This is a genomic window from Kribbella sp. NPDC049227 (assembly GCF_043197265.1).
Taxonomy (GTDB): domain Bacteria; phylum Actinomycetota; class Actinomycetes; order Propionibacteriales; family Kribbellaceae; genus Kribbella.
This window is the reverse complement of the sequence record NZ_JBICST010000005.1, coordinates 153,385-177,646: the sequence shown is the minus strand read 5'-3', so window position 1 is coordinate 177,646 and position 24,262 is coordinate 153,385. Positions and strand designations below refer to the sequence as shown.

The following is a 24,262-nucleotide window of genomic DNA, read 5'->3' as shown; positions in this document are numbered from 1 at the left end:
TGGCGGAACGCGGGATTCATCGGATCGGGACGATCGCGGCCGCCTCGGAGGCGATGTCCGCGTCTCCCGGCCAGCCGGGCGGCTCGAACGGCAGCTCCACCGAGGACGTCAGCCGCACCGTCACCGTCGTACCGGCGACGTCGGCCGACCAGTCGAGCCCGTCGAACCGGTTGCTCGCGGCAACCTGGTCCAGGTACTCGGCCGTCAGCCGGCGGGCCTGCTCCGGGTCGAACTCGGCGTTCCCGTCCGCCGCGGGTTGCGCGTAGATCGCCGCCAGCCCGTTCGCCGCGGCCAGTACGGCGCCGTCCGCGGTCGCATCGAGGTCACGGCGTACCAGGAACACCTTGGAGATGTCGGTCACCACGACGATCATGAGCAGGACGATCGCCGTGAAGCCGATGATGAGGACAGTCATCTGACCTTGCTCACCCTGTTGCCGTCGGCATCCGTTCATCCGTTGCCCTTGGCCTCGCGATAGTCGCCGTACGGCTCGGTGTGCGAGGCACTGAGGTGGATCGCCGGCGGCTCCCCGCCGAGTGCGTCCGGGATGAACGGCAGCGGTACGTCGGTGGCCAGCGTGACGGTGACCGTCGACCCCGGCTCCAGACAGGCAGGATCGCAGCTGATCGTGAGCTGGTCGGAGGTGAGCTCGACGCCTTGGTCCTTCATCGCCAGCCGCGCCGCCTCGAAGGCCCGGCTTCGCGCCTCGTCTTCCGACAACCCGGCCGGCACGATCACGAACGCACGCCCCGCCGCCCGGGTCGCCGCCGTCGCGCCGTACGACGCCCGCTGGACGTCGAACACCGCCAGCATCACGTAGATCAACGGGACCATCAGCAACAGCGCCAGCCAGGAGAACTCGACCACCGCGCTACCGCGCTCGTCCCGCGATCGATTCATTCGCCGGTCTCCTTGACGGCATGACCTTCGACGCTGAACGCGACACCAGGACCCCACAAGCCCAGCGGTGGCATGTGCGCCTGCACGACGACCTGCACTCCTGGCCGGCCGTCGATGTCGGTCTCCTCGGACCGGACCGCATCGATCAACTGGTCCTTCACCACCCCGTCGATCAGATCGCGCGTCCGCCCCTCTCCCTCGGCCGGCTGCCGATTCAGCACGGCCGCGTAGGCCGCACCCTCCGACGCGGCGGCGGTCAAGGTGTTGCGGACATACAGGTAGAGCCCGACCTGCAGGATGCCAAGGAACAAAGGCACCACGAGCATCGACACCAGCACGAAGTCGACCACCGCCGAGCCGCGCTCATCACGCGGCCGCGACGGATACGGGCGGGCGGGAACCATCACTTGTTGGAGACGGAGTCCAGTGCGTCCTGCAGCATCTGGGCGAGTTGTTTGCCCGCCAGGCCCCAGATCACGACGACCAGCCCGGCGGTCATCACGGTGATCAGCACCCAGCCGGGGACGTCGCCGCGCTCCTTCCGTGCGGGTCGTGGCGCCAGCAGCGCCACGAACAGTCTCGTCAGCAGTAGGGACATGACCTCTCCTCAGTTCATCCGGCGATCAGCCGGATTCCGACAGCGCCCGGGTAGAAGGCGAACGCGATGGTGACCGGCAGGACGAGGAACACGACCGGGATCATCATCGCGACCTCGCGGCGAGCACCGGACTCGATCAGCTCGCGCCGCCCGGCCTCACGGATGTCCCCCGCCTGCGCGCGCAGTACGTCGGCCAGCGGCGTACCGCGTTCGAGTGCGACCGCGAGACCATCGGCGAACCGCGACAACGCGAGCAGACCGGTGCGGTCGGCGAGACCGTCGAGTGCGCGGACGAGCGTCTCACCGGCGCGGGTCTCACCCAGGACCCGCTGGAGTTCGTCGGCGAGCTCGCCGCGGCAGGACCGGGCGACCCGATCGAGAGCCGCTGCCGGACCCTCACCGGCCGCCACCGACAGCGCCAGCAGCTCGGCCACGGTCGGCAACTCCGCGAGCAGCCGCCGCTCCCGGCGTCGTACCTGCGTGCTCAGATAGGTGTCTCGGGCAAGTACTCCGAGGACGCCGAGCAGACCGCAGAACACCAGCATCCCGACCGGATTCCCGACGCCGAACGACACTGCGACGATCGAGACGACGAGCCCTGCCCCGAACGCCGCCGTACCCCACAGCACCTGCTCGATCCGGAACTCCTCGACAGACCGCTCGATCCCGGCCCGCGACAACCGGCGGCGGATCGACGCGGCACCACCAAGCAGACGCTCCAGCCGACCGGCACCGGCTCGCAGCGACGGCCCGAACAACCGCACGATCGCGTAGAACGGCGAACTGGAGTCGACCACACCGAGGAACACCTCCGGCCCGCCAAGATCACGCAGGTACGGCGCGATCCGGTCGTCGACCGACGGCTTGCGGAGGAACGGCAAACGCCGGACGACCAGGAGCAGGCTGAGTCCGAAGAGCACACCCACCAGACCACCGAGCACCATCGGGCTCATCGCAGCACCCACTCGGGCTCGGGCAGCCGGCCGATCCGCAGCATCAGTCGGTACGCGATCACGCAGACCGCTGCACCCACACCGATGATCAGTGCGCCGACCGGAGAGTTGTAGCGCTGGATCACGTCACCCTGGAACGACAGCAACGCGAGGACGAGCCACGGCGCAGCGACGGCGACCCTGGCACCGTTGACCGACCACGACTGCCGGGACTCGAGCTCGGATCTGGTCCGCGCGTCGTCGCGGAGGAACGTCGACAGCGAACGCAGCAACCGGCCGAGATCCCCACCACCGACCTCGCGCGCGATCCGCAACGCCTCGACCACGCGGTCGCCGACGGGATCTGCGAGCCGCGCCTTCAACCGGTCCAGGGATTCCGCGAAGCGACCCGTCGACGCGTAGTCGGCGCCGAACCGGCGGAACGGTTCACGCAACGGCAGCGGGCCACGCTCACCGACCTGGGCCAGCGCCTCGGACAGCGACAGTCCCGCCCGGACCGCGGAGGCGATGTTGTCGACGACATCAGGCCACAGCTCGCGAAACTCGGCGAGCCGCTTCCGCGCGCGGCTCCGCACCAGCGCGACCGGCAGACCGCCGGCCATCAGGCCGAACACCACACCGACCGGCCACGCGCCCGAAACCACCAACATCAGCACGAACCCAGCGACGCCGGTGATCAGGCACGCGCCGACGAACGCGCCCGGCGTCACACCTTCGATCCCCGCGCCGGCCAGAAGGTCGCGGCTTCGAGCGATCAGTCGCGCGTCGTTCGCCGGCCGCGTCTCCGCCGGCACCGCGAACGTCCAGATGATCAGCAGCAGGCCGATCCCGAAGAACAGTCCGAGCAGCAGTCCCATCAGCCCACACCTCGCGGCAGCTCGGTCAGCAACCCGGACAAGGAGTACCCCGCATGCTGGAAGCGCTCCGGATGCGGCAGATGCCCTTCGGCCCGCCGCAACTGTCCGTCGACCGTGCCGAACACCGTCTCGGTCTCGATCGCCTGCTCCTCGATCCGCCCACTGACCGCCACGATCTCCCGCACCCGCCGCTGCCCGTCCGCCCCGATCCCGAGATGGATGACGAGATCCACGCAGCCGGCCACGGTCGGGAGCACGAAGCGGCTCCCGATGTTCTCGCCGGCCAGCAACGGCAACGTGCACATCTTGGTCAGGGCTTCGCGCGCCGAGTTCGCGTGGATCGTGCACATGCCGGGGAGGCCGGAGTTCAATGCCAGCAGGAGATCCAGGCACTCCTCGCCGCGGACCTCGCCGACGATCAGCCGGGACGGGCGCATCCGCAGCGACTCCTTCACGAGATCGCGCAGCCGCACCTCACCTGTACCTTCGAGACCCGCCTGCCGCGTCTGCATGGACACCCAGTCCGGAATCGGGAGCTTGATCTCGAAGACCTCTTCGCAGCTGATCACGCGTTCGCTGCCTGGGATCGAGCCGGCCAAGGCGTTGAGCATCGTGGTCTTGCCGGCCTGGGTGCCGCCCGAGACGAGGATGTTCAGCCCGACCGCGACGGCGGCGTCGAGGACCGCGGCCGCGTGCGGAGTCAGCGATCCGAGCGCGACCAGGTCGCTCAGCCGGGTCGCGCGTACCGTGAACTTGCGAATGTTTATTGCCGCATAGCGATGAGTGATGCCGCCGAGCACGATGTGCACGCGGCTGCCGTCGGGGAGTCGCGCGTCGGTGAACGGCTGCGAGACGTCGATCCGGCGGCCGGTCGTCTTCAGCATCCGCTCGACCAGGTCGCTGACCTCTTCCTCGGTCAGCACCGTCGTGGTCAGCTCATGCCGGCCTTCCCGCGCGATGAACACCCGGCTCGGCTCGTTGATCCAGATCTCTTCGACCGCCGGATCATCCAGGAAACGCTGCAGCGGCCCGAAGCCGGCGACCCGGTCGTGCACCTCCCGGCTGACCGCGTCCACATCGACGATCGGCGGAACCACCCCGGTCAGGCTGCGCTCGTCGTACTCCCGCACGACGGTCGCGACGATCGCGTTCACCGCCCCCGGATCCCGCAGCGGGTCGATCCCCTCCCGCCGGACAACGTCCCGGACCTGCGCATCGATCAACTCGACAGCATCGCGCCCCACCCGCCGCGCGGCGATTCTGTCGGCTGCCACGTGATCCCCCAGATCGGTCCGAGCGGCGACCGGACAGTCACCGTGCGCGACATTCTTCCAACCCAGAGCGATGCTGCGCCACCCGCTCCTGGCTGCCTGTGGATAACCGTCCCACGCCGCGGGTTCACCGAGCGTGTCCAGATGCTCACGTCACGGACGACTGCAGAGCGGGGTGTGACGTAGTCGGCGGCTCGCAGCGTCAGAGGTGCGAGGTACCCGGACAGCCGCGCCCGGCACAAGGCCCGTCCACCGCTGGTCCTCTGAGGGGTGGATCAGCGGTGGACGAGGGTGTGTTCGAAGGAGTAGCGGCTGGCGCGGAACAGGTGGGAGCCGTACTCGACCGGAGCGCCGTGGTCGTCATACGTGATGCGGGTGGTCGCCAGCAGCGGGCAGCCGGGCTCCTCGGACAGGAGTCTGGCCTGCTCGGTGGTGGCGGGTACGGCGGAGATGGTCTGGTGCGCCACCTTCAGTCGTACGCCCTCGGCGCGTAGCAGCTCGTAGAGTCCACGCTCGGCCAGCGTGACCGGGTCCGTCTCGAGCATGTCGGGTGGGAGCCAGTTCCGCATCAAGGCCAGCGGCTCGCCGTCCGCTCGCCGCAGTCGCTCGATCCTGAGCACTCGGTCGCCCTGCTCGCACTGCAGTGCGGTCGCCACGTCCGCGTTCGCCGGGCTGATCCCGAACCGCAGTACTTCGGTCTCCGGCTTCCGGTGTGCCGCGGCCAAGTCGTCGTACAGGCTGGTGAGCTCAAGGGAACGTCGTACCTGGCCCGAGTGGCCGACCACCTGCGTGCCCACGCCGCGCTTGCGCACCAGCAGCCCCTGGTCGACCAGGCGCGCGATCGCCTGCCGCACCGTCGGCCGGCTCAAGCCATAGGCCTCCGCCAGGTCCACCTCGTTGCTCAGCCGAGAACCGACCGGCAACTCGCCACCCTGGATCGCCGCCTCGAGCTGCTGTGCCAACTGCACATGTAACGGCGTACGACTGCTCCGATCAACCCGGACCTGCACGGTGCTCATGCGCAAATACTGCGGCCTGCGCCCGCATCCGTCGACCCAACACCCAGATTTGATCAGATCCCTCCGATACCGGATCACCTCATCGTCGGCACCAGCGACCCGGATGAACGCCGGGCAGACGGCACGTGAAGGGCCGGAGCTCCGGGGGCGAGGCGGCGCAGCGGTGGAGCGAGTGACTCCTACGCTGAGGGCTGGGGGTCGGGTCCGGATGGCGGGCCAGGGATGTTTGGTGGTGGGGGCGTGCGGGAGGATGACATCTTCGGTGTCGAATTCGCCGGCACGGTCGTGCCGCGCCCGCCGTACCGCTGACGATGAGGAGAAGCATGGAACCGCTGCGTATCGGGATCCTTGGTGCTGCCCGGATCGCGGGGAGGGCGATCGCCGAACCGGCGCGCTCGAGCGGGGCGCGACTGGTGGCCGTCGCCGCGCGGGACAGGGACCGGGCCGAGGCGTTCGCGGCGGAGCACGGGGTCGAGAAGGTGCACGCGTCGTACGACGACGTGATCGCCGATCCCGAGGTGGAAGCGATCTACAACCCGCTGGCGAACTCGTTGCACGGTCCCTGGAACCTGAAGGCGATTGCCGCGGGCAAACATGTGCTCACGGAGAAGCCGTCGGCCAGCAACGCGACCGAGGCAGCGGCGGTGCGCGACGCTGCAGCGGAACACGGTGTGGTGCTGATGGAGGGCTTCCACTATCTGTTCCACCCGGTGACCCGGCGGCTGCACGAGCTGCTCGCCAAGGGTGAGCTGGGCGACCTGCAGCACGTTGAGACGACCATGGTGATGCCACCGCCGCCGGAGGACGACCCGCGCTGGTCGCTGCCGCTGGCCGGCGGCGCAGTCATGGACGTCGGCTGCTACGCCCTGCACGCCCAGCGCATGGTCGCACCCTGGGCCGGTGGAGCACCCAGGCTAGTCAGTGCGCGAGCGGGTGAGCGGAAGCGGCTGCCCGGTGTGGACGAGTGGCTGAACGCCGACCTCGAGTTCCCGAACGGCGCGACCGGCTCGGTGCGGACGAGCATGGCGGCGGAGACGCTCGACTTCAGCTGCAAGATCGTCGGTAGCCGCGGTGAGGCGTTCGCACCCAGCTTCGTGCTGCCGCATCTGGACGACCGGGTGATCGTCACCACCAAGGAGGACCACTGGGTCGAGCAGCTCGGCCGCAAGTCGTCGTACGCCTATCAGCTGGAGGCGTTCACCGCTCGCATCCGCAACGGTGCGCCGCTCCCGATCGACGCGGACGACGCGGTCGCGACGATGACGCTGATCGACGAGTGCTACCGGACGGCCGGCCTCGAACCTCGTCCGACGACCACGCTCTAGTTCTTCCCGGCGGCTGCGCGGGCGAAGGCCTCGATCAGTGCATGCGGTCGAGTGCCGTCGCCCGCCAGCTCCGGCTGGAACAGCGTGGCCAGGTAGAACGGGTGATCGGGCAACTCCGCGATGCGCGGATCGCCGGTGTCGTCGTACCCGCTGAAGACCATGCCGTGGTCCCGCAGTACGTCGAGGCGGGTGGAGTCGAGGCCGTAGGAGCAGTGGTACCGCTCCATCGATCGCTCGACGCCCAGTAGGTCGGCCGCGCGAGTGCCCGGCGTCACCTGGATCGGACCCTCGTGACCGTCGAGTGAGCACTCCAGCGCGACGATGAGCAGATCGTCTGCCGCCGGGTTGCTCTCGCCGTGCTGCACGCCCGACAGACCGCAGACGTTGCGGGCGAACTCCAGCATCGCGTGCTGGAACCCGCCACAGGTGCCGAGGAACGGGATCCTGTTCTCCCGGGCGATCTGGACCGCCGTGACCGCGCCGGTCTCGTCCTTGTACGGGCTACCAGGCAGCAGCCAGATGCCGTCGAACCCCTTGAGCGACTCGTCAGCCTCCTCCGTCGGCACCCAATACACGTCGAGGTCCAGGTTGTCGCGTTCCTTCAACCGGTCCAGCAGACCCGGCACCCGCGCATGCGAGCGGACGTGCGGCGAGCGGTCGGCGACGAGGGCGATGCGTCCGGCGTAGGCGTTCATGGTCACCATCCTGGGCGTCTCACCAGCATCAGCGCCAACGATGATCTCTGCACTGGGCATAAGCGATACTGATCCGCGTGGATCCACACCTGCTGCGCACGTTCGTGGCGGTCGCCGAGTGCGGCTCCTTCTCCGCCGCCGCGGAACGCCTCGGCTACACCCAGTCCGCGGTGTCCCAGCACATCGCCGCGCTAGAACACGACCTCGGTACGCCGCTCCTGCGCCGACGGCCCGTGGTCCCGACAGTCCCGGGCGAACGCCTGCTCGAGCACGCCGGCGCCATCCTCCTCCGCCTCGACGCCGCCCGTGCTGATGTCCACCGAGCCATCGGCGATCCGCCCGGCGCCCTCTCCATCGCGGCCTCCCCGCTCGCCGCAGCCGGCGGCCGGCTGGCGAACGCCCTGACCGAGGTACGACGAGCTCGCGCGGGGACCGCGGTCGTCCTGACCGTGTGCGGCCGCGAAGCGGTGGCGCAGGGAGTGGCTGCGGGCGAGTACCACCTGGGACTGATCGACGGAGTGGCGGCGCCCAGCGATCCGCTCCGTCTGTTCGGCGTCGGATCGCTGCGCACCACCGCGGTGTCGCACGAGGACCTGGTAGTTGCCCTCGCCAAGGATCACCCGTTGGCCGGCCGCCGCCGGATCAGCCTCCACGACCTCGTCGACGCCCGCTGGATCGATGCGCCCGATGTCGCGGCACCGCTCGCCGATCTCCGCGCCGCCACCGAGACCGACGGCATCCGTCCGGCGCTCACCTACTCCGGCACGGATGTCGCCAGCCTGCTGGCCCTGATCGCGGCCGGCCACGGCCTGGCCGTACTTCCCTTGTCAGCAACGGGTTCCGAGGTGGCCACGGTTCGACTGAGCACGCCCCGTCTACTCCACCGCACCGAGCTGCTTCACGGCCATACCTCGGAACCGTCCGCTGCCGCGCTGACCGCCGTACTGTCCAGCCGTTAGGCGTCGAGAATCTCCTCCAGGACGGTCCGCGTCATCGGCCGGTTGAGGACACCAACGGCCTCACGCTCGGCGAACTCCGCGCGGTCCTGGTCCTCGGGGTCGATGGCTTCGCAGATCGTGTTGTAGGCCCAGTTGAGCCAGCCGGTCACGGCGATGCTGAACGAATTCAGTTCGAGCTTGGGCCACTCACCACGGTCGAGATACCCCTCGCGGAACGCCGCGATCGATCGCCGGTTGACCGATGGCCGCATCGCCCACTGGGTCAGCGAGGACGCGATCTCGAACTCAGGCGTCAGCGAACCGGTGAAGTCCCATTCGGTCACGACGAGCTCGTCGTTGCGGCCCTGCCGGACTGTCGAGGGCTGGAGGTTGCTGTTGCACAGGATGAAGTCTGGACCGGTGACGTCGGCATCGATCGTGTAGAGGTCGAGCACCCCGGGGAGACGAGCCTCGAGCTGGTCCGCCCACGGTTTGCCGGCGGCCCGAGCCTGGTCGAGGAGCTGGCGCCACGCGGCGTCGGACTGCCGCCAGGTGAGGTACGGGCTGATCGGCGCCTCGCTGGGAATCGCCAGTGCGTGCAAGGTCGCGAACGTCGTACCGACCTGCCGGGCCACTGCTGTCGAGACCGGCGTCACCGGCGACGGGCCGACCTCGATCCACTCGTGCACGCGCCAACCCTCGTCGCGGACACTCTCGATCAGTCGTCCCTGCGGACTCCGTACGGCGACTGGTGCGGCCACGCCGGCCTTGACCGCGGCATCACGGAGCCGGGCACCGATCTCGGCTTGTTCGGGGGTGATGAACGGATACACCGTGACGGCCAGCCAGCGACCGCGGTCGGTGGTCAACGCCCAGGACCGGCCCATCGGCGTGAACGAAACGGGCGTGGCGGGTTCGGTCGTACGACCGAGCCCGAAGGCGGCGGCGAGCTCGTCGGCCAGACCGTCGGGTGCAACGGGGGCGTCCGCGTTCCGCCGGTCGACTTCGGCTTTCAGCGTGGGCCAGTCGTGCAGCCCGTACTCGCCCGCGAGCGTCCGCTGCGCATCGGCGAGCGACGATCCGGGGGTGGTTTCACGCAACGCGACCAGGAGGTCTTTGGCCTGCTTCCGCAGGAACTCCATGCTCGGCTTGTCAGGTAGCAGTCTCACAACGCGTCCTCTCGTCCCCGGACTCGCACGGGCTACAAGAGAGCGTCACCAACTGCGCTCAATCCATTGAAAGGTGAGGTGGCTTCCAGCCTTCCGGCGAGTCTCGACGCGTCCCCACAACGCCCCCAAGACGCTACCCAACCCCACCCCCCAGGTCAACGCCCCACAATCCCGAGCACACCACTCTCCCGCCCCAACCACCCACCCCAGACCGCCACCGGCCACCACCGACCGGCCACCTAACCCCGACCACCACCCCGCTCCAGCAACCCACCCCAGACCGCCACCGGCCACCTCAACCCCGACCGCGCAACCCCGACCCGGACAGGCCACCACCGCGCTCCAGCTACCACCCAGACCGCCACCGCCCACCGGCCACCGGCCACCTCAACCCCGAACCACCACCGCGCCCCAGCAACCCCGATGCGACAAGCCACCACCGCGCTCCAGGTGCCCGCCCCGGACCGCCACCGCCCACCGGTCATCTCAATCGCGGACCGCGACCGCGCGCTCCAGCCACCGCGCTCGGACTGGCCACCACGCTGCCGCACCAGCCACCCACCCCGGACGGCGACCGCGCTCCGACCACCGCGCCCGGACTGGCCACCGCGCTGCCGCACCAGCCACCCACCCCGGACGGCGACCGCGCTCCGGCCACCGCGCCCCGACTGGCACCGCGCTGCCGCAGCGGCCCTCCCCACCCACCTCACTGCACCGGCGTCGCGCTCAAGCGCCCCCCAGGCTTCATCAGCGACCGCACCAGAGCCCTCGGGCCCCGGGTGTGGCCGGGGCCGAGGGATTGTGAGCCGTATCGGGACGCGGTGCGAGACCGTGCTACCGGGTTCGGTGGTTGCTTCCTGCCTGCTTGGTGGGCGGGATGATCGCGCCGTCGCTCGGGTTGGGTTTCGGCTGCTTGGGCTGTTTGGGTTTGCGGACTTCACGTCCGCCTTTGTTCTTCGACATGACGCACTCCGGGGCTTGGTGTTCGCTGACTTCGGACGGGCCGACCGGCCCTTCGTACGCCGCGGTACTCCTCATGCCCCGGGGGTTGCCTTCGACGCTACACCCAGGCGACAGCCCTGACTTCAGTCGTGAGTAGGGAAGCCCAGATTGATCCCGCCGTGGCTCGGGTCGAGCCAGCGCGACGTGACGACCTTCGTCCGGGTGAAGAAGTGGACACCGTCCATCCCGTGCGCGTGGGTGTCGCCGAACAGCGAGTTCTTCCAGCCGCCGAACGAGTAGTACGCCATCGGCACCGGGATCGGCACGTTGACGCCGACCATCCCGACCTCGACCTCGTTCTGGAACCGCCGAGCCGCACCACCGTCGTTGGTGAAGATCGCCGTCCCGTTGCCGTACGGGTTGGAGTTCACCAGGTCGAGCGCAGCGTCGTACGACGGAACACGGACCACCGACAGCACCGGGCCGAAGATCTCGTCGGTGTAGATCGACATCTCCGGGGTGACCTTGTCGAACAGCGTCGGGGCCAGCCAGAAGCCCTCGGCCGCGCCGTCGACATCACCGTTGCGCCCGTCGACGGTGAGCTCAGCGCCCTCCTCGACACCGGCGGCGACATACCCGACGACCTTGTCGCGGTGCGGACCGGTGACGAGCGGGCCCATGTCGCAGCCGCGCGTTCCGTCGCCGGTCTTCAGCTTGGCCATCCGGTCCTTGATCTTGCCGATCAGTTCGTCGGCGATCGGCTCGACCGCGACCAGCGCGGAGATCGCCATACAACGCTCACCGGCCGAGCCGAAGCCGGCGTTCACCGCGGCGTCGGCGGCCAGGTCGAGGTCGGCGTCCGGCAGCACGATCATGTGGTTCTTCGCACCGCCGAGCGCCTGCACCCGCTTGCCGTTCCTGGTGCCGTTCTCGTACACGTACTTCGCGATCGGGGTCGAACCGACGAACGACACCGACTTGATGTCGGGGTGCTCGAGCAGCCGGTCGACGGCCTCCTTGTCGCCGTGCAGAACGTTCACCACGCCGTCGGGCAGGCCGGCCTCCTTCCACAGCTCGGCCATCGCGTTCGCCGCGGACGGGTCCTTCTCGGACGGCTTGATCACCACACTGTTGCCGCAGGCAACCGCAATCGGGACGAACCACATCGGCACCATGGCCGGGAAGTTGAACGGCGAGATGACCGCGCTGACGCCGAGCGGCTGACGGATCGAGTACACGTCGACCTTGGTCGACACGCCCTCGCTGAAGCCGCCCTTCAGCAGGTGCGGGATCCCGCAGGCGAACTCGATCACCTCCAGGCCGCGGGTCACCTCGCCGACCGCGTCGGACAGCACCTTGCCGTGCTCGGCGGTGATCAGCGCGGCGATCTGGTCCTTACGCTCGTTCACCAGCTCGCGGTACGCGAACAGCACCTGGGTCCGCTTGGTCAGCGACGTCTCGCCCCAGGCACGGGACGCCTCGTGGGCGACCTTCACCACCTCGTCGACGGTGGCGGCCGAGGCCAGATCCAGCTCACCGGTGACCTGGCCGGTCGCCGGGTTGTAGACCTTGCTGGTCCGCTCGGCGACGCCGGTCCAGGAGTTGCCGCCGACCAGGTGGGTGATGCGCTTGATCTCAGTACTCACGATGCTTCCTTACTGCATGGGGTGACAGGTTGACGACAGGCTCTTCATCCGAGGCCTTGCGGCGGGTCCTCCGAGGCCCGTTCGGCGGTTCATCCGAGGACCTTCCGGCGATCGGCCAGGTCGACATCGACGGGGCGGCCGGAGGTGAGGGACTCGATGCCGGCTTCGCAGACCGCGACCGCCGCATAGCCGTCCCAGGCGCTCGGTCCGTCGATCGCACCGCGGGCAGCGGCCTCGACCCAGCGTTGCACTTCGATGTCGTACGCCCGCTCGAAGCGAACCCGGAAGTCGGAGGGCATCGCACCGCCCCACCGACCACCGGCGCGGGTGAACACGCCGGACCCGAGCCCGATGGTCGCGCTACCGCGCTCAGCCACGGCCTCACACCGCACCTCGTACCCGACCTGGAAGTTCACGAACACCTCGACGTCGGCCATCGCTCCGTTCGCCAGCTCGAACAGCGCCAGCTGCGGATCGAGTACGCCGTCGCCGACGAGGCCGCTGGGCTTCGGGGCGTTCACGGTGATGCGGGTGATCTCGTCACCCAGCAACCAGCGCGCGATGTCCACCTCGTGCACCATCGAGTCCCGCACGATCATCTCGCTGCGGAACGTCACCGGGGCCGACTTGTTCCGGTGCACGTTGTGGAGCACCAACGTCCGCCCCAGCTCCCCGGAGTCGAGCAGCTCCTTCAATGCGGCGTACTCGGGATCGAAGCGGCGCATGAAGCCGACCTGGATGAGCGACCGGCCGACCTTGTGCTCCGCCTCGACCACCTGGAGCGACGATGCCGCGTCCATCGTCAGCGGCTTCTCGCACAGCACCGGCTTGCGGTGCTCCAGGCACACGAGCAGTTGCTCCGCGTGGGCGAAGCCGGGCGACGCCAGGATCACCGCGTCCACGTCATCCGCCGCGATCAGATCGAGCGGGTCCTCGACCACCCGGACATCGAGACTCTTCGCGAGTGCCTCGGCGCGGGCGATGTCGGGATCGGCGACAGCGACCAAGCGCGCGCCGGCGGTACGGCGTGCGACCCGCTCGGCGTGGTCGGCGCCCATCACTCCGACGCCGACGATGCCGACCCGGAGATCGGTCATGGCCCCTCCCTCTCCTCCTCATTGTCCGCAGGCGTGTCAACCGCCCGGGCATCCGCCCGGTCGACGACCGCCTCGGGATTGGCGTCGCGCAGTTCATGACTGAGCGCCTCGAGCTCGGAGCCACCCGCCATCTCGGTGGTCAGCTGCTCCAGCGTGATGTCGGCCCGGTGCGTGTCGAGCGCGACCCGGCCGAGCTTCAGGACGACGAAGTGGTTGCCGACCAGGTACGCGTGGTGCGGGTTGTGAGTGATGAAGATGACCCCGATGCCCGCGTCGCGTGCCCTGACGATGTACTTCAGCACCACGCCGGACTGGTTCACGCCGAGCGCCGCGGTCGGCTCGTCCAGGATCAGCACCTTCGCGCCGAAGTGGATCGCGCGCGCGATCGCGACGCACTGGCGCTGACCACCGGACAGCTTGCCCACCGGCTGCTCCAGGTTGGGGATCGAGATCCCCATCTTGGTCAGCTCCTCGCTCGCGATCCGCTTCATCCGCGCCGCCTCCAGCTGGCGGAACGGACCCCTGGTCATCTCGTTGCCGAGGAAGAAGTTCCGCCAGACCGACATCAGCGGCGCCAGCGCCAGGTCCTGGTAGACGGTGGCGATGCCGCTGTCCAGCGACTCCCGCGGCGACGAGAAATGCCGCTCCTCGCCGTTCACCACCATCGTCCCGGCGGTGTAGTCGTGCAGGCCGGCGACGATCTTGATCAGCGTCGACTTGCCCGCGCCGTTGTCGCCCAGCACGCAGGTGATCTCGCCCTGCCGGACCGACAGCGACACTCCCCGCAACGCGTCGATGTTGCCGTAGCTCTTGCCGATGTCGTGCAGCTCGACGATCGGCGTGGTCGGGTGGGTGACCGCGTCGGAATCGAAGCTCCTCGCAGTGGTCATCGTGCCTCCGCCTGCTTCTTGACGACGAGGTTGACAATGGTGGCCAGCAGCAACATCGCGCCGAGGAACGCCTTGAACCAGTCAGGATTCCATCCGGCGTACACAACCCCCAGCTGCACCATGCTGAAGATCAGCGCACCGATCGCGCCGCCGATGACGGAGCCGTAGCCGCCGGTGAGCAGGCAGCCGCCGACGACCGCCGCGATGATGTAGAGGAACTCCTTGCCGACACCTTCGCCGGACTGCACCACGCCGTTCTGCACGAACAGCAACTGCATGCCGGTGAACCAGGCGAAGAATCCCACCGCCATGAACAGGCCGATCTTCACCTTCTTGACCGGTACGCCGACCGCGCGGGCGGCCGCGGCGTCGCCACCGACGGCGAAGATCCAGTTGCCGATCTGCGTGCGTTGCAGCATCCAGGCGGCGATGGCGACGAACGCGATCCACCAGACGACGATGATCTTGATCGTGACGCCGCCCACCTGGAACTCCGACGCGAAGATCGCCTTCGCGGTGCTGAACCCGTCCATGTCGCTGATCGAGTTGGACGCGACCGCGCCCGACGTCAGCCGGGTGACCGCGATGTTCAGGCCCTGCAGGATGAAGAACGTGCCCAGTGTCACCAGGAAGCTGGGCAGCCCGGTCCGCATCAGCAGCCAGCCGTTGAACGCGCCGATCGCCAGCGACAAGGCCAGCGCGATCACGATGCCGACCCAGACGTTGAGGCTGAGCTGGTAGGCGATGATGCCTGCGGTCAGCCCGGCCGTCGTCACCGCGACACCGGCCGAGAGGTCGAACTCGCCGCCAATCATCAGCAGCGAGACCGGCACCGCCATCACACCGATCAGTGCGGCCTGGTACAGGATCGTGCCCGTGTTGTTGATGTCGCGGAACGGCGGCGCGGCGATCAGGAAGAACACCAGGATGACGGCCGCGCCGACGAGCGATCCGATCTCCGGCCGGCTGAGCAGCCGGGCCGCGAGCGACCGGGCGGAGACGCGGTCGTCCGCCGACACGGGTGAGGTGATGGTCGATGCCATGGCGCTACCTCAGCGCGTCCCGGCCGTGGCGAACTTCTCCACCGTCGCGATGTTGGACTGGTCAATGAAGGCCGGTCCGGTCAGCGTCGCCTCGCCACCGCCGATCGTGTTCCCGTTGGTCTTGTAGAGCCAGATCGAGTCGATCGCGAGATAGCCCTGCAGGTACGGCTGCTGGTCGACGGCGAACTGCACCCTGCCGTCCTTGACCGCCGCCGCCATCTCCTTGCTCATGTCGAAGCTGCCGATCTTGGCCGCCGAACCGGCGTCCTTGGCCGCGGTCACCGCAGTCAGTGCGATCCCGGCGTTCAGCGCGACCACGTAGTCGGCAGTCTTGTCCTGCTGCAGCTTCGAGGTCAGCGTCGCCTGCGTGCCGGGCTGGTCGGTGCCGTTGACGTTCACGTTCTCGACATTTCCGAACTTGTCCTTGATGCCCTGGCAGCGGGCCTCCAGACTGACGTTGCCCTGCTCGTGGATGACACAGAGGACCTTCTTCGCGCCGAGCTGCTTCAGCTTGTCACCGGTCGCCTGGCCGGCGATCCGCTCGTCCTGGCCGAAGTACCCGACCGCGCCGGTCGTCTTCCAGGAGTCCAGGCCGCCGTTGAGAACCGAGACCGGGATGCCGGCCGCGACCGCCTTCTTGACGTTCGGGATGACCGCGTCCGGCTTGTTCAGCGTGACCGCGATACCGTCGACCTTCGAGTCGATCGCGGTCTGCACCAGGTTGGCCTGGGCTGCCCCGTCCGGGTCGGCGGAGTACTGCAGCTCGATGTTGTCCTTCTTCGCGGCCGCCTCGGCGCCGCGCCGGACGATGTCCCAGAAGGTGTCGCCGGGACCCGAGTGGGTGATCAGCGCGACCTTCATCCGCGGGGTGTCCGCGACGTTCCCGCCGCTGCCGCCGGAGTTCTGCTCCTCCTGCTTGCCCCCGGAGGAACTGCAGGCCGCCAGCGCTGTCGCCAGTGCGATCACCGCGCTCGCGGCCACCGCTTTCTTCTGCCACCGAATCATGAGTCCAACCAGCCTTTCAGACGAGCCGCGGCCACTCCGCGGAGTTGCGTGGGACCAGAGAGTTTCACACTCTGCTGGCCGTCACCTCGATTCGCCACCCCCGTGGGATCTCAGATAGGCCAACGTGCGCTCCGCGATCGGAAGCGGCACGTCGGGTGGGCAGGGGAACATGTCCTGCTCGACGATCGCGAACAGGTCACTGTCGAGCGCAGCCAACGCATCCAGCACCGGCGGCAGCTCGGGTACGCCGTTCGGCGGCTCGCACATCACGCCGCGCCGGACGGCTTCGTCGACACTGAGGCCCTCGGCCTCGACCTCGGCCAGGACCTTCGGATCCACCTGCTTCAGGTGGACGTACCCGATCCGGTCGGGGTACTTGCGGATCAGCTCGAGGTTGTCACCGCCGCAGTAGCTGATGTGGCCGGTGTCGAGGCACAGGTTCACGTAGTCGCCGTCGGTCTCCCGGAGAAAGCGCTCGACGGTGTCCTGCGTGTCCACATGCCCGTCCGCATGTGGGTGGTACTGCGTCTGCAGCCCGAACTCCTCGGCCAGCCGGCGACCCAGCTCGGTCACCTGCCGGCCGTGCCGTGCCTGACCTTCGTGGTCGAGCCGGTCCTCGACGATCTCGCCGTTGTCGCCACGCCACATCGACGGCATCACGACCAGATGCTTGGCGCCCATCGCGGCCGTCAGCTCGGCGGTCTTCGCGACGTCGCGCCAGGTGGCCTCCCACCCGTCCGGCCGGTGGAGTTGCTCGAAGGTTGTGCCAGCGGTGATCGTCAGGTCGCGCTGGTCCAGCTCGTCCTTGAGGCGGACTGGATCGGTCGGCAGGTAGCCGTACGGTCCGAGCTCGATCCGGGCGTAGCCGGCTGCTACCACCTCGTCGAGGAACCGCGTCCACGGTGTCTGCCGCGGGTCATCCGCGTACCAGACTCCCCACGAGTCCGGCGCCGTACCGATGCTCAGCGTTCCCATGTCAGCTGTCTCCCTCGACCGGAGCGACGTACAACCGCTGGGACTTCTTGCTCTCCTCGTACTGCGCGGATGCGGCCTGGGTGGACTGCAGCGCGGACACCTCGCTGACCGGGACGTCCCACCACGACTCGCTGTCCGGGCCGCCGATCAACGGATCGGTCGTGACGTGGATCGCGATCGGGCCGCTGGCGGCCTTCGCCGTACCGATCGCCTTCTCCAGCTCGGAGCGGTCGTGCACCTCGATCACGTCGACGCCCAGGCTGCGAACGTTGGCCGCGAGGTCCACCGGCAGGTAGTCCCCGTCCAGGCGCCCGTCGCCGCTGCGCCTGCGGTACGCCGTCCCGAAGCGTTGCGAACCGAGTGACTCCGACAATGCGCCGATCGACGCGAAGCCGTGGTTCTGAACCAGGACGACGATGATCTTCACGTTCTCCTGGACCGCGGTGACGAGCTCACTCGACATCATCAGGTACGACCCGTCGCCGACGAGGACGAAGACGTCGCGATCGGGTGCACCGAGACGGACCCCGATGCCGCCGGCGATCTCGTATCCCATGCAGGAGTAGCCATATTCGACGTGGTATCCCTTCGGGTCGCGCGTCCGCCACAGTTTGTGCAGCTCGCCGGGCATCGACCCGGCTGCGCAAACCACCACATCAGATGCCGCCGACAATTCGTTGACGGCACCGAGCACCTCGCCCTGGGTCAGGACGCCGACGGCGAGTTTCGAGGTCACCTCCGCGGGTGGGTTGTAGGTGTTATCCACAATCTCGTCCCACCGGGTTGCGAGAGTGGCCGCCGACGATCTGTACTGGTCGCTCACAGACCAGTCACCGAGCGCAGACGTCAAGGAAACAAGGGCTTCCCGGGCGTCCGCGACGAGAGGAAGGCCGGCATGCTTGCCACCGTCGAAGCGCGCGACATTGATGTTGACGAACCGCACCTCCGGGTTCTGGAAGGCGGTCCGCGAGGCCGTCGTGAAGTCGCTGTAGCGCGTGCCGATACCGATCACCAGGTCAGCCTCACGAGCCAGGGCGTTGGCTGCCGTGGTCCCGGTCGAGCCGACCGCGCCGACCGACTGCGGGTGGTCGTAGCGCAGAGATCCCTTGCCTGCTTGGGTTTCCGAGACGGGTACGCCGGTTGCCTCGGCGAACCGGAGCAGTGCGTCCTCGGCGCCGGAGTAGTGCACGCCACCACCGGCGACGATCAGCGGCGCCTTCGCGGCCCGTAGGAGATCTACCGCCTTGTCGACAATTGATGCCTCGGGCAATGGTCGGGCGACGTACCAGGTGCGCTCGGTGAAGAGCTCGTCCGGCCAGTCGTAGGCCTCGGCCTGGACGTCCTGTGGCAGGGCCAGTGTCACCGCGCCGGTCTCGACCGGGTCGGTCAGCACCCGCATGGCGTTCAGCAGTGCCGACGGCAGTTGCTCGGGGCGCCAGATGCGGTCGAAGTACTTCGACACCGGGCGGAACGCGTCGTTGACGGAGACGTCGCCGGCGCCGAAGCTCTCCAGCTCCTGCAGCACGGGGGTCGCCACCCGGGTTGCGAACACGTCGGAAGGGAGGATGAGTACCGGCAACCGGTTCACTGTGGCGAGGGCCGCGCCGGTCACCATGTTGGTCGAGCCCGGGCCGATGCTTGCCGTGCAGGCATAGGTCTGGAGCCGGTCACGGGTGCGGGCGAAGGCGGACGCGGTGTGCACCATGGCCTGCTCGTTGCGGGCCAGGATGTACGGCAGCGCGGTCGGGTCCTCGAGCTCGGCCTGCAACAACGCCTGGCCGACGCCGGCCACGTTGCCGTGCCCGAAGATGCCCAGACACCCGGCGAACAGGCGCTGCCGCTCGCCGTCACGCTCCGAGTACTGGACGCTCAGGAATCGCACCAACGCCTGCGCGACCGTGAGACGCACCGTCATGACTTCTCTCCTCCGAAAGGCTCTGCTGCACCGAAAGGCTCTGTCACGCCGAAAGGCAGGCGCGGGTCGATCTGCTGGGTGGCCCACAGGTCGCGGACCCAACCGTGGTTGGGGTCGTCGGTGATCAGCCACTGACGTTCGGTTCCGGGGCCGGCCATCACGTTCAGGTAGTACATGTCGTAACCAGGAGGCGCCATCGCCGGACCATGCCAACCGTGAGGCACCAGCACCACATCCCCGTCGCGGACCTCCGCGAGGACGTCGATGGGGCGGTCCTCGGTGCCGTAGACCCGCTGGTAACCGATCGGGTCGTTGCCCTTGACACCTTCCGGGGCGGCGTCGGAGAGCTGGAGCTCGAAGTAGTAGATCTCCTCGAGCACACTCTCCTTGCCAGGCTTGTGCTCGTCGTGCTTGTGCGGCGGGTACGACGACCAGTTCCCTGCCGGGGTGAGAACCTCGCAGGCGATGATCGAGTCCGCCTCGAGGACGGCCGGAGTACCGAAGTTGCGGACCTGGCGGGAGGCGACGCCCGCTCCGCGCAGCTCGGTCTCCACCTGCTCGACGCCGATCCGGCGGTACGGGTAGTCGTTCGCGGCCTTCGCGTGTGGGAAGGCGATGCGGGCGCCGCCCGCGCTGGTGACGGCGAGGGTGGAGCCGCGCGGGACGTACGCGAGGTCGGTCGGTCCGGCGAACACGTCGGCACGGCCGCCGAGTGGGAGCGTCTCGCCGTCGACGATCACCTCGGCTGATCCGCTGAGCGGGAGGACGAGGTACTCGCAATCGCCGGTGTCGATCTCGATGGACTGCCCGGGGCGCAGGGTCGCGACGTACAGGCCGCTGTGCTCCCAGTCCTTCTCCCCTGGGGTGACGGCCACGTCGAATCCCTTGCGGGACGCGGATCCGGCCGGGCGGAACCACTCGGTCATGCGGCACCTCCGTGTACCAGGGCTGCGGCGTGGTCGACGGCGTACGCGACGTTGCCGTCGGGCGGGAAGAGGAGCGCGCGTCCGACGACGAGACCGCGAACCGAGGGGAGGCTCATGGCCTTGCCCCAGGACGCGTACGTCTCTTCGGGAGCGACGGTCGGGTCGCCGCCGAGGAGCAGAGTCGGGAGGGTGGTCGAGTCCATGACTCGGTCGAGTTCGTCGACGACTGGGAGCTTGAGCCAGGTGTACGCGCTCGTGGCACCCAGGCCGGCGGCGATGTTCACCGATTTGATGACCGAGTCGGCGTCGAGGACGTTGGTGACACGGCCGTCGCGGCGGGTGGACCAGAACGGCTCGACCATGGCCATCAGCTTGTGCTCGGCGAGTTCGGTGACTGCCTTCGCGCTGGCTTCGAGCGTGGCCACGGTGCCGGGGTCGCCGAGGTCGATCCGGGTCAGCATCTTGCCGCCGTCGAGGCGACGGGAGGCGATGTCGGCCGCTGTCGCGTACGCGGTGAAGCGGTCGTCGAGTTCGAAGGCCGAACCTTGCAGGCCGCCCCGGTTCATCGAGCCGATGACTACCTTGCCCTCGAGCGCGCCGAGCAGGAGAAGGTCCTCGAGAACGTCCGGGGTTGCGAGGACGCCGTCGACGCCGGGGCGCTCGAGTGCCGTGATCAGGCGGTCGATCAGGCCGGGACGGCTGGCCATTGCGAGGCGGTCGTCACGTACGCCGAGGGCACCGCGGGCGGGGTGGTCGGCGGCCACAATGAGCAGGCGGCCGTCCTCCCCGACGAGTTCACGGGTCCGCCGCCGCTGCCACGCGTCCGCAACCCGCTCAGGGTGGCGGACCCGAATCTCAGTCAACTCAGCCAACCGAGCCCCATACCCCTGCCCACCCCCAGCCACATACGCCGACGCCTGAGCCGCCACCTGCACCACTGGTTGCGGCGGCGCCTGCTCCGCCCCTTGCCACGACCGCTGCTCCAGCGGCTGCGACGGCCCCTGCTCCGACCCCTGCCACGACCGCTGCTCTGGCGGCTGCGACGGCCCTTGCTCCGCCCCTTGCCACGACTGCTGCTCCAGCAGTTGCGACGGCGCTGGCTCCGATCCTTGCGACGGAGGTTGACCTGATGATGGTGACGGCGGCTGCGCTGGTCCTTGCAATGACGTTGGCCCCGCTGGTTGCACCGGTGGTTGAGACGGTGGTTGTGCTGCTGCTTGCGGGGACGGTTGCGCGGTTGAGACGTCCAGGTTGGCTATCGCGGTCGTCTGGTCGTCGGCGGCAGGGCCGGTGGGTGTGGGCTGATTGGTGGAGGTTGGTTGGCCGGTCGGAGTCGCCGGGTGCCACGCGGAGGCGGCTTCCTCCTGGCCAACGTCCCTGCGGGGTGCATGGTGACGCCCCGGACCTCTAGGCGTAGCTGGACCCTGTGGCGTGGCAGGACCGTGCGGCGTCGCAGCACCGTGTGGCGTCGCGTCGCCGGGTGGCACCTGGCCCGGTGGTGTTGCGTGACCGTGGGGCGTCGCGTCGCCGGGTGGCACCTGGCCCGGTGGTGTTGCGTGACCGTGGGGCGTCGCGTCGCCGGGTGGCACCTGGGCCGGTGGTGTTGTGTGGCCGTGTGGTGTCGCCCAGCCTGGCGCGGCGGGTGCTGCGGCTGGGTGGGACTGTGCTGAGTCAGTCCAGGACTCGACGGTTGGCTCGTCGAGGTAGCCCGGAGCCTGCGCGACGACGGTTGGGTCGTTGGCGCCGGGCGGTGCGGATGGCACCGCGATCGTTGAATCGTTGGCCCCGGGCTGGGCGATGACGGTGGCGTCGTTCGAGCCGGGGTAGTGGGCTGCCGGGTTGTGGGGGCGGGGCCGGCTGGTGTGGGCGGGCACGGTGGGGTCGTCGGGGCCGGGCGGTGGGGCGGGGACCCCGCGGCCGGGGGGTGCGGAGGGGACGGCGACCGTTGGGTCGTTGGCACCGGACTGGACGGCGACCGTTGGGTCGCTAGCCCCGGGTGGGTGCGCGACCGTGGGGTCGTTTGCGCCAGGTGGGTGGGTGGCTGTTGGGTCGTCGGGGCGGCGGCGGGGCGGGTGGTCGGCGGCGGGGGCATCGAGGGGTGGGCCGTCGGGGGTGGGGGTGAGGACTGTGGGGTCGTTGTCTGGGTCGGGGCGGCGGATGGGGATGGGGCGGCGGGAGTCGGGGGTCTGGTCGGGAGGGGTCATGCTTCATCACCCATGTGGGAGAGAACTTCCTTGGTGGTGGGCATGGCGGTGGAACATTCGAGGCGGGACGCGACGATGGCGCCGGCCGTGTTGGCGAAACGGATGATCTTCTCCAGAGGCCAGCCGGACAGCAGGCCGTGACACAACGCGCCGCCGAACCCGTCGCCGGCGCCGAGGCCGTTGACGACCTCGACCGGGTACGGCGGTACCTCGACCCGCTCGTCCCGGGTCCGGGCCAGGGTGCCCTTCGGCCCTTGCTTGACGACGGCGAGGTCGAGACCGCGGTCCAGCAACGCCTGCGCCGCCTTGTCCGGATCCGTCTCGCCGACCGCGACCTCACACTCCTCACGGTTGCCAACAGCAACCGTGCAGTACTCCAGCGCCCGGCTGACCTGCTCGTGCGCCTCGCTCGGATCGGCCCAGAACATCGGCCGGTAGTCGAGATCCAGCACCGTGATCGGGCGCCGTCCACGAGCTTCCCAGGCAGCGAAGTGCGCGGACCGCGACGGCTCGGCCGACAGCCCGGTCACCGTGGACCAGTAGATCCGCGCGTCCCGGATCGCGTCGAGGTCGAGCTCGGACGGGTTGATCACGAGGTCCGGTGCCTTCGGGAACCGGTAGAAATACAAGGGAAAACTGTCCGGCGGGAAGATCTCGCAGAACGTGATCGGCGTCGGCAGCCCGTCGACCGGCGTCACGTACCGATCGTCGACGCCCAGCTCGAGCAGGGTCCGATGGATGAACGTGCCGAACGGGTCGTTGCCGGTCCGGCTGATCACCGCCGACTTCCGCCCGTGCTTCGCCGCGGCCACCGCCACGTTCGTCGCACTGCCACCCAGGAACTTCCCGAACGACGTGACGTCCTCGAGGTGCGTGCCGATCTGCAGCGGATAGAGGTCCACCCCGATCCGCCCGATCGTCAGTACGTCGTCCGCCATCACACCGCCACCAGGTCATCGACTGTCGACAACGTCATCACACGGCCTCCGCGATCCCGCGCAGATGCGCGATACTCGCCCGTACGTCGACCACCGGGCCCTCGTCGATCGGCCGGTCCGGCAGGATCGTGTCCTGCTCCAGCACGTACCAACCGTCGTACCCGGCCTTCTCCAGCGTGCTGATGATCATGGTGAGGTCGATGTCGCCGGCGCCGAGCGGGCGGTACATGCCCTGCCGGACGGCGTCGGTGTAGGTGACCTCGCCGGCCTGGACCCTCGCGGCCCAGCCGGCGTCGACGTCCTTCAGGTGGGTGTGCTTGATCCGGGCGGTGTGGTCGAGGGTCAACGCGACCGGATCGACGCCGCCGATCAGCAGGTGGCCGGTGTCCAGGGTGAGACCGATCGACGAGCCGCGCAGGACGCGGTCGACGTCGTCGGTGTTCTCGACCATGGTGCCGACATGCGGATGGATCGTGGCCAGCACGCCGCGGTCCGCGGCCAGCGCGGACAGCTTGTCCAGGTTGGCGAGCAGCGTTCCCCAACCGTCGTCGTTCAGCACCGGTCGGTCGTCGTACCCGTCCTGGCCTGTCGCGGCGGCAAGGACCAGCGTGGTCGCACCGGCGGCCACGAAACCGTCGAGCGCCGTGGTGATCTCATCAGCAGGGTCGTATGACGGGTCGTGCAGGACGACCGGGACGAATCCGCCGACGGCCCGCAGGCCCACGTCGGCCAGCGTCTTCGCCTTGTCGGCCGGCTCGTCCGGCAGGAATCCGATCGGGCCGAACTCGGTCGCGGCGAGGCCGACGGCGCGCATCTCGGCCAGCACCGTCTCCGCGTCGTACTGCCAGCCCCAGCCCGGGACCTCGCAGACGCCCCACGAGATCGGGGCGCCGGCGATCCGGGCAGCGAGATCAGTCATCGAGCAGGTCTCCTCTTCAGGGGTTCGGGGTGACGAC

Annotated in this window: 24 protein-coding genes and 1 pseudogene; 3 read left to right on the top strand and 22 right to left on the bottom strand. The window is 68.9% G+C overall.

Annotated features, from left to right (window positions below):
• Positions 1-16: 16 nt before the first annotated feature.
• From ACGFH6_RS23015 to ACGFH6_RS22980, 8 genes are all read right to left on the bottom strand, one after another.
• Positions 17-415 (bottom strand): pilus assembly protein TadG-related protein, encoded by a 399-nt coding sequence (locus tag ACGFH6_RS23015; protein WP_393387196.1) that lies wholly within the window; start codon positions 413-415, stop codon positions 17-19.
• Between the two features lie 35 nt (positions 416-450).
• Positions 451-900 carry a hypothetical protein gene (locus ACGFH6_RS23010; RefSeq protein WP_393387194.1) on the bottom strand — a complete coding sequence of 150 codons (450 nt, stop codon included), beginning with the start codon at positions 898-900 and terminating at the stop codon, positions 451-453.
• Positions 897-1,304: a TadE family protein gene (locus tag ACGFH6_RS23005; RefSeq protein ID WP_393387191.1), complete on the bottom strand. Its 408-nt coding sequence runs from the start codon at positions 1,302-1,304 to the stop codon at positions 897-899. The genes ACGFH6_RS23010 and ACGFH6_RS23005 overlap by 4 nt, the downstream gene beginning before the upstream one ends.
• A complete protein-coding gene (locus tag ACGFH6_RS23000; RefSeq protein ID WP_131519427.1) occupies positions 1,304-1,498 on the bottom strand; it encodes a hypothetical protein in 195 nt (64 codons plus the stop codon). The genes ACGFH6_RS23005 and ACGFH6_RS23000 overlap by 1 nt, the downstream gene beginning before the upstream one ends.
• Positions 1,499-1,512: 14 nt before the next feature.
• Positions 1,513-2,451, bottom strand: coding sequence for a type II secretion system F family protein (locus ACGFH6_RS22995; RefSeq protein WP_393387187.1), 939 nt, complete (start codon positions 2,449-2,451; stop codon positions 1,513-1,515).
• A complete protein-coding gene (locus ACGFH6_RS22990) occupies positions 2,448-3,308 on the bottom strand; it encodes a type II secretion system F family protein (RefSeq protein WP_393387185.1) in 861 nt (286 codons plus the stop codon). Before ACGFH6_RS22990 ends, ACGFH6_RS22995 begins: the two co-directional genes overlap by 4 nt.
• Positions 3,308-4,582, bottom strand: a complete 1,275-nt coding sequence (locus tag ACGFH6_RS22985) for a CpaF family protein (RefSeq protein WP_393387183.1) — start codon at positions 4,580-4,582, stop codon at positions 3,308-3,310. The genes ACGFH6_RS22990 and ACGFH6_RS22985 overlap by 1 nt, the downstream gene beginning before the upstream one ends.
• Positions 4,583-4,854: 272 nt before the next feature.
• Complete coding sequence (locus tag ACGFH6_RS22980; RefSeq protein WP_393387180.1) at positions 4,855-5,598, bottom strand: GntR family transcriptional regulator; 744 nt, start codon at positions 5,596-5,598, stop codon at positions 4,855-4,857.
• 323 nt (positions 5,599-5,921) lie between these two features.
• On the opposite strand from ACGFH6_RS22980, the gene ACGFH6_RS22975 reads away from it, so the two are divergent.
• The gene (locus ACGFH6_RS22975; RefSeq protein WP_393387178.1) at positions 5,922-6,923 is read left to right on the top strand and encodes a Gfo/Idh/MocA family protein; all 1,002 of its coding nucleotides are present in this window, start codon (positions 5,922-5,924) and stop codon (positions 6,921-6,923) included.
• Here the strand turns inward: ACGFH6_RS22975 and ACGFH6_RS22970 are convergent.
• Positions 6,920-7,618: a hypothetical protein gene (locus ACGFH6_RS22970; RefSeq protein ID WP_393387175.1), complete on the bottom strand. Its 699-nt coding sequence runs from the start codon at positions 7,616-7,618 to the stop codon at positions 6,920-6,922. The genes ACGFH6_RS22975 and ACGFH6_RS22970 overlap by 4 nt on opposite strands.
• Positions 7,619-7,695: 77 nt before the next feature.
• On the opposite strand from ACGFH6_RS22970, the gene ACGFH6_RS22965 reads away from it, so the two are divergent.
• Positions 7,696-8,577, top strand: a complete 882-nt coding sequence (locus ACGFH6_RS22965; RefSeq protein WP_393387172.1) for a LysR family transcriptional regulator — start codon at positions 7,696-7,698, stop codon at positions 8,575-8,577.
• Here the strand turns inward: ACGFH6_RS22965 and ACGFH6_RS22960 are convergent.
• From ACGFH6_RS22960 to ACGFH6_RS22910, 11 genes are all read right to left on the bottom strand, one after another.
• Positions 8,574-9,725 carry a hypothetical protein gene (locus ACGFH6_RS22960; protein ID WP_393387169.1) on the bottom strand — a complete coding sequence of 384 codons (1,152 nt, stop codon included), beginning with the start codon at positions 9,723-9,725 and terminating at the stop codon, positions 8,574-8,576. The genes ACGFH6_RS22965 and ACGFH6_RS22960 overlap by 4 nt on opposite strands.
• Positions 9,726-10,559: 834 nt before the next feature.
• Entirely contained in the window at positions 10,560-10,763 is a 204-nt protein-coding gene (locus tag ACGFH6_RS22955; RefSeq protein WP_393387167.1) for a hypothetical protein, read from the bottom strand.
• A 47-nt stretch (positions 10,764-10,810) separates the two neighbouring features.
• Complete coding sequence (locus ACGFH6_RS22950) at positions 10,811-12,313, bottom strand: CoA-acylating methylmalonate-semialdehyde dehydrogenase (RefSeq protein ID WP_393387164.1); 1,503 nt, start codon at positions 12,311-12,313, stop codon at positions 10,811-10,813.
• Between the two features lie 89 nt (positions 12,314-12,402).
• A complete protein-coding gene (locus ACGFH6_RS22945) occupies positions 12,403-13,410 on the bottom strand; it encodes a Gfo/Idh/MocA family protein (protein WP_393387161.1) in 1,008 nt (335 codons plus the stop codon).
• Positions 13,407-14,300, bottom strand: coding sequence for an ATP-binding cassette domain-containing protein (locus ACGFH6_RS22940; protein WP_393387159.1), 894 nt, complete (start codon positions 14,298-14,300; stop codon positions 13,407-13,409). The genes ACGFH6_RS22945 and ACGFH6_RS22940 overlap by 4 nt, the downstream gene beginning before the upstream one ends.
• The gene (locus tag ACGFH6_RS22935; protein ID WP_393387156.1) at positions 14,297-15,343 is read right to left on the bottom strand and encodes an ABC transporter permease; all 1,047 of its coding nucleotides are present in this window, start codon (positions 15,341-15,343) and stop codon (positions 14,297-14,299) included. The genes ACGFH6_RS22940 and ACGFH6_RS22935 overlap by 4 nt, the downstream gene beginning before the upstream one ends.
• Before the next feature lie 9 nt (positions 15,344-15,352).
• Complete coding sequence (locus ACGFH6_RS22930) at positions 15,353-16,348, bottom strand: substrate-binding domain-containing protein (protein ID WP_393387153.1); 996 nt, start codon at positions 16,346-16,348, stop codon at positions 15,353-15,355.
• Positions 16,349-16,429: 81 nt separating this feature from the next.
• Positions 16,430-17,323 (bottom strand): TIM barrel protein, encoded by an 894-nt coding sequence (locus ACGFH6_RS22925; protein WP_393387150.1) that lies wholly within the window; start codon positions 17,321-17,323, stop codon positions 16,430-16,432.
• Position 17,324: 1 nt separating this feature from the next.
• Positions 17,325-19,238 (bottom strand): 3D-(3,5/4)-trihydroxycyclohexane-1,2-dione acylhydrolase (decyclizing), encoded by a 1,914-nt coding sequence (iolD, locus tag ACGFH6_RS22920; RefSeq protein WP_393387147.1) that lies wholly within the window; start codon positions 19,236-19,238, stop codon positions 17,325-17,327.
• Positions 19,235-20,164, bottom strand: coding sequence for a 5-deoxy-glucuronate isomerase (gene iolB / locus ACGFH6_RS22915; RefSeq protein ID WP_393387144.1), 930 nt, complete (start codon positions 20,162-20,164; stop codon positions 19,235-19,237). Before iolB ends, iolD begins: the two co-directional genes overlap by 4 nt.
• A complete protein-coding gene (locus ACGFH6_RS22910; RefSeq protein WP_393387141.1) occupies positions 20,161-21,036 on the bottom strand; it encodes a deoxyribose-phosphate aldolase in 876 nt (291 codons plus the stop codon). Before ACGFH6_RS22910 ends, iolB begins: the two co-directional genes overlap by 4 nt.
• 94 nt (positions 21,037-21,130) lie before the next feature.
• Between ACGFH6_RS22910 and ACGFH6_RS22905 the strand changes: the two are divergent.
• Positions 21,131-21,289, top strand: a pseudogene (locus ACGFH6_RS22905) (hypothetical protein); the annotation flags it as partial.
• A gap of 1,075 nt (positions 21,290-22,364) precedes the next feature.
• Here the strand turns inward: ACGFH6_RS22905 and iolC are convergent.
• A complete protein-coding gene (gene iolC / locus ACGFH6_RS22900; protein ID WP_360445371.1) occupies positions 22,365-23,306 on the bottom strand; it encodes a 5-dehydro-2-deoxygluconokinase in 942 nt (313 codons plus the stop codon).
• Between the two features lie 37 nt (positions 23,307-23,343).
• On the bottom strand, positions 23,344-24,225 hold the full coding sequence (locus ACGFH6_RS22895; protein ID WP_393387138.1) for a sugar phosphate isomerase/epimerase family protein: 882 nt from the start codon (positions 24,223-24,225) through the stop codon (positions 23,344-23,346).
• Positions 24,226-24,262: the final 37 nt, after the last annotated feature.

Coding starts and splice junctions, on each gene's coding strand:
- ACGFH6_RS22895 (WP_393387138.1), bottom strand. CDS start 24,225: ATGACTGATCTCGCTGCCCGGATCGCCGGCGCCCCGATCTCGTGGGGC.
- iolD (WP_393387147.1), bottom strand. CDS start 19,238: ATGACGGTGCGTCTCACGGTCGCGCAGGCGTTGGTGCGATTCCTGAGC.
- iolC (WP_360445371.1), bottom strand. CDS start 23,306: ATGGCGGACGACGTACTGACGATCGGGCGGATCGGGGTGGACCTCTAT.
- ACGFH6_RS22925 (WP_393387150.1), bottom strand. CDS start 17,323: ATGGGAACGCTGAGCATCGGTACGGCGCCGGACTCGTGGGGAGTCTGG.
- ACGFH6_RS22930 (WP_393387153.1), bottom strand. CDS start 16,348: ATGATTCGGTGGCAGAAGAAAGCGGTGGCCGCGAGCGCGGTGATCGCA.
- ACGFH6_RS22955 (WP_393387167.1), bottom strand. CDS start 10,763: ATGAGGAGTACCGCGGCGTACGAAGGGCCGGTCGGCCCGTCCGAAGTC.
- ACGFH6_RS22980 (WP_393387180.1), bottom strand. CDS start 5,598: ATGAGCACCGTGCAGGTCCGGGTTGATCGGAGCAGTCGTACGCCGTTA.
- ACGFH6_RS23000 (WP_131519427.1), bottom strand. CDS start 1,498: ATGTCCCTACTGCTGACGAGACTGTTCGTGGCGCTGCTGGCGCCACGA.
- iolB (WP_393387144.1), bottom strand. CDS start 20,164: ATGACCGAGTGGTTCCGCCCGGCCGGATCCGCGTCCCGCAAGGGATTC.
- ACGFH6_RS23015 (WP_393387196.1), bottom strand. CDS start 415: ATGACTGTCCTCATCATCGGCTTCACGGCGATCGTCCTGCTCATGATC.
- ACGFH6_RS22945 (WP_393387161.1), bottom strand. CDS start 13,410: ATGACCGATCTCCGGGTCGGCATCGTCGGCGTCGGAGTGATGGGCGCC.
- ACGFH6_RS23005 (WP_393387191.1), bottom strand. CDS start 1,304: ATGGTTCCCGCCCGCCCGTATCCGTCGCGGCCGCGTGATGAGCGCGGC.
- ACGFH6_RS22995 (WP_393387187.1), bottom strand. CDS start 2,451: ATGAGCCCGATGGTGCTCGGTGGTCTGGTGGGTGTGCTCTTCGGACTC.
- ACGFH6_RS22935 (WP_393387156.1), bottom strand. CDS start 15,343: ATGGCATCGACCATCACCTCACCCGTGTCGGCGGACGACCGCGTCTCC.
- ACGFH6_RS22990 (WP_393387185.1), bottom strand. CDS start 3,308: ATGGGACTGCTGCTCGGACTGTTCTTCGGGATCGGCCTGCTGCTGATC.
- ACGFH6_RS22940 (WP_393387159.1), bottom strand. CDS start 14,300: ATGACCACTGCGAGGAGCTTCGATTCCGACGCGGTCACCCACCCGACC.
- ACGFH6_RS22970 (WP_393387175.1), bottom strand. CDS start 7,618: ATGAACGCCTACGCCGGACGCATCGCCCTCGTCGCCGACCGCTCGCCG.
- ACGFH6_RS23010 (WP_393387194.1), bottom strand. CDS start 900: ATGAATCGATCGCGGGACGAGCGCGGTAGCGCGGTGGTCGAGTTCTCC.
- ACGFH6_RS22975 (WP_393387178.1), top strand. CDS start 5,922: ATGGAACCGCTGCGTATCGGGATCCTTGGTGCTGCCCGGATCGCGGGG.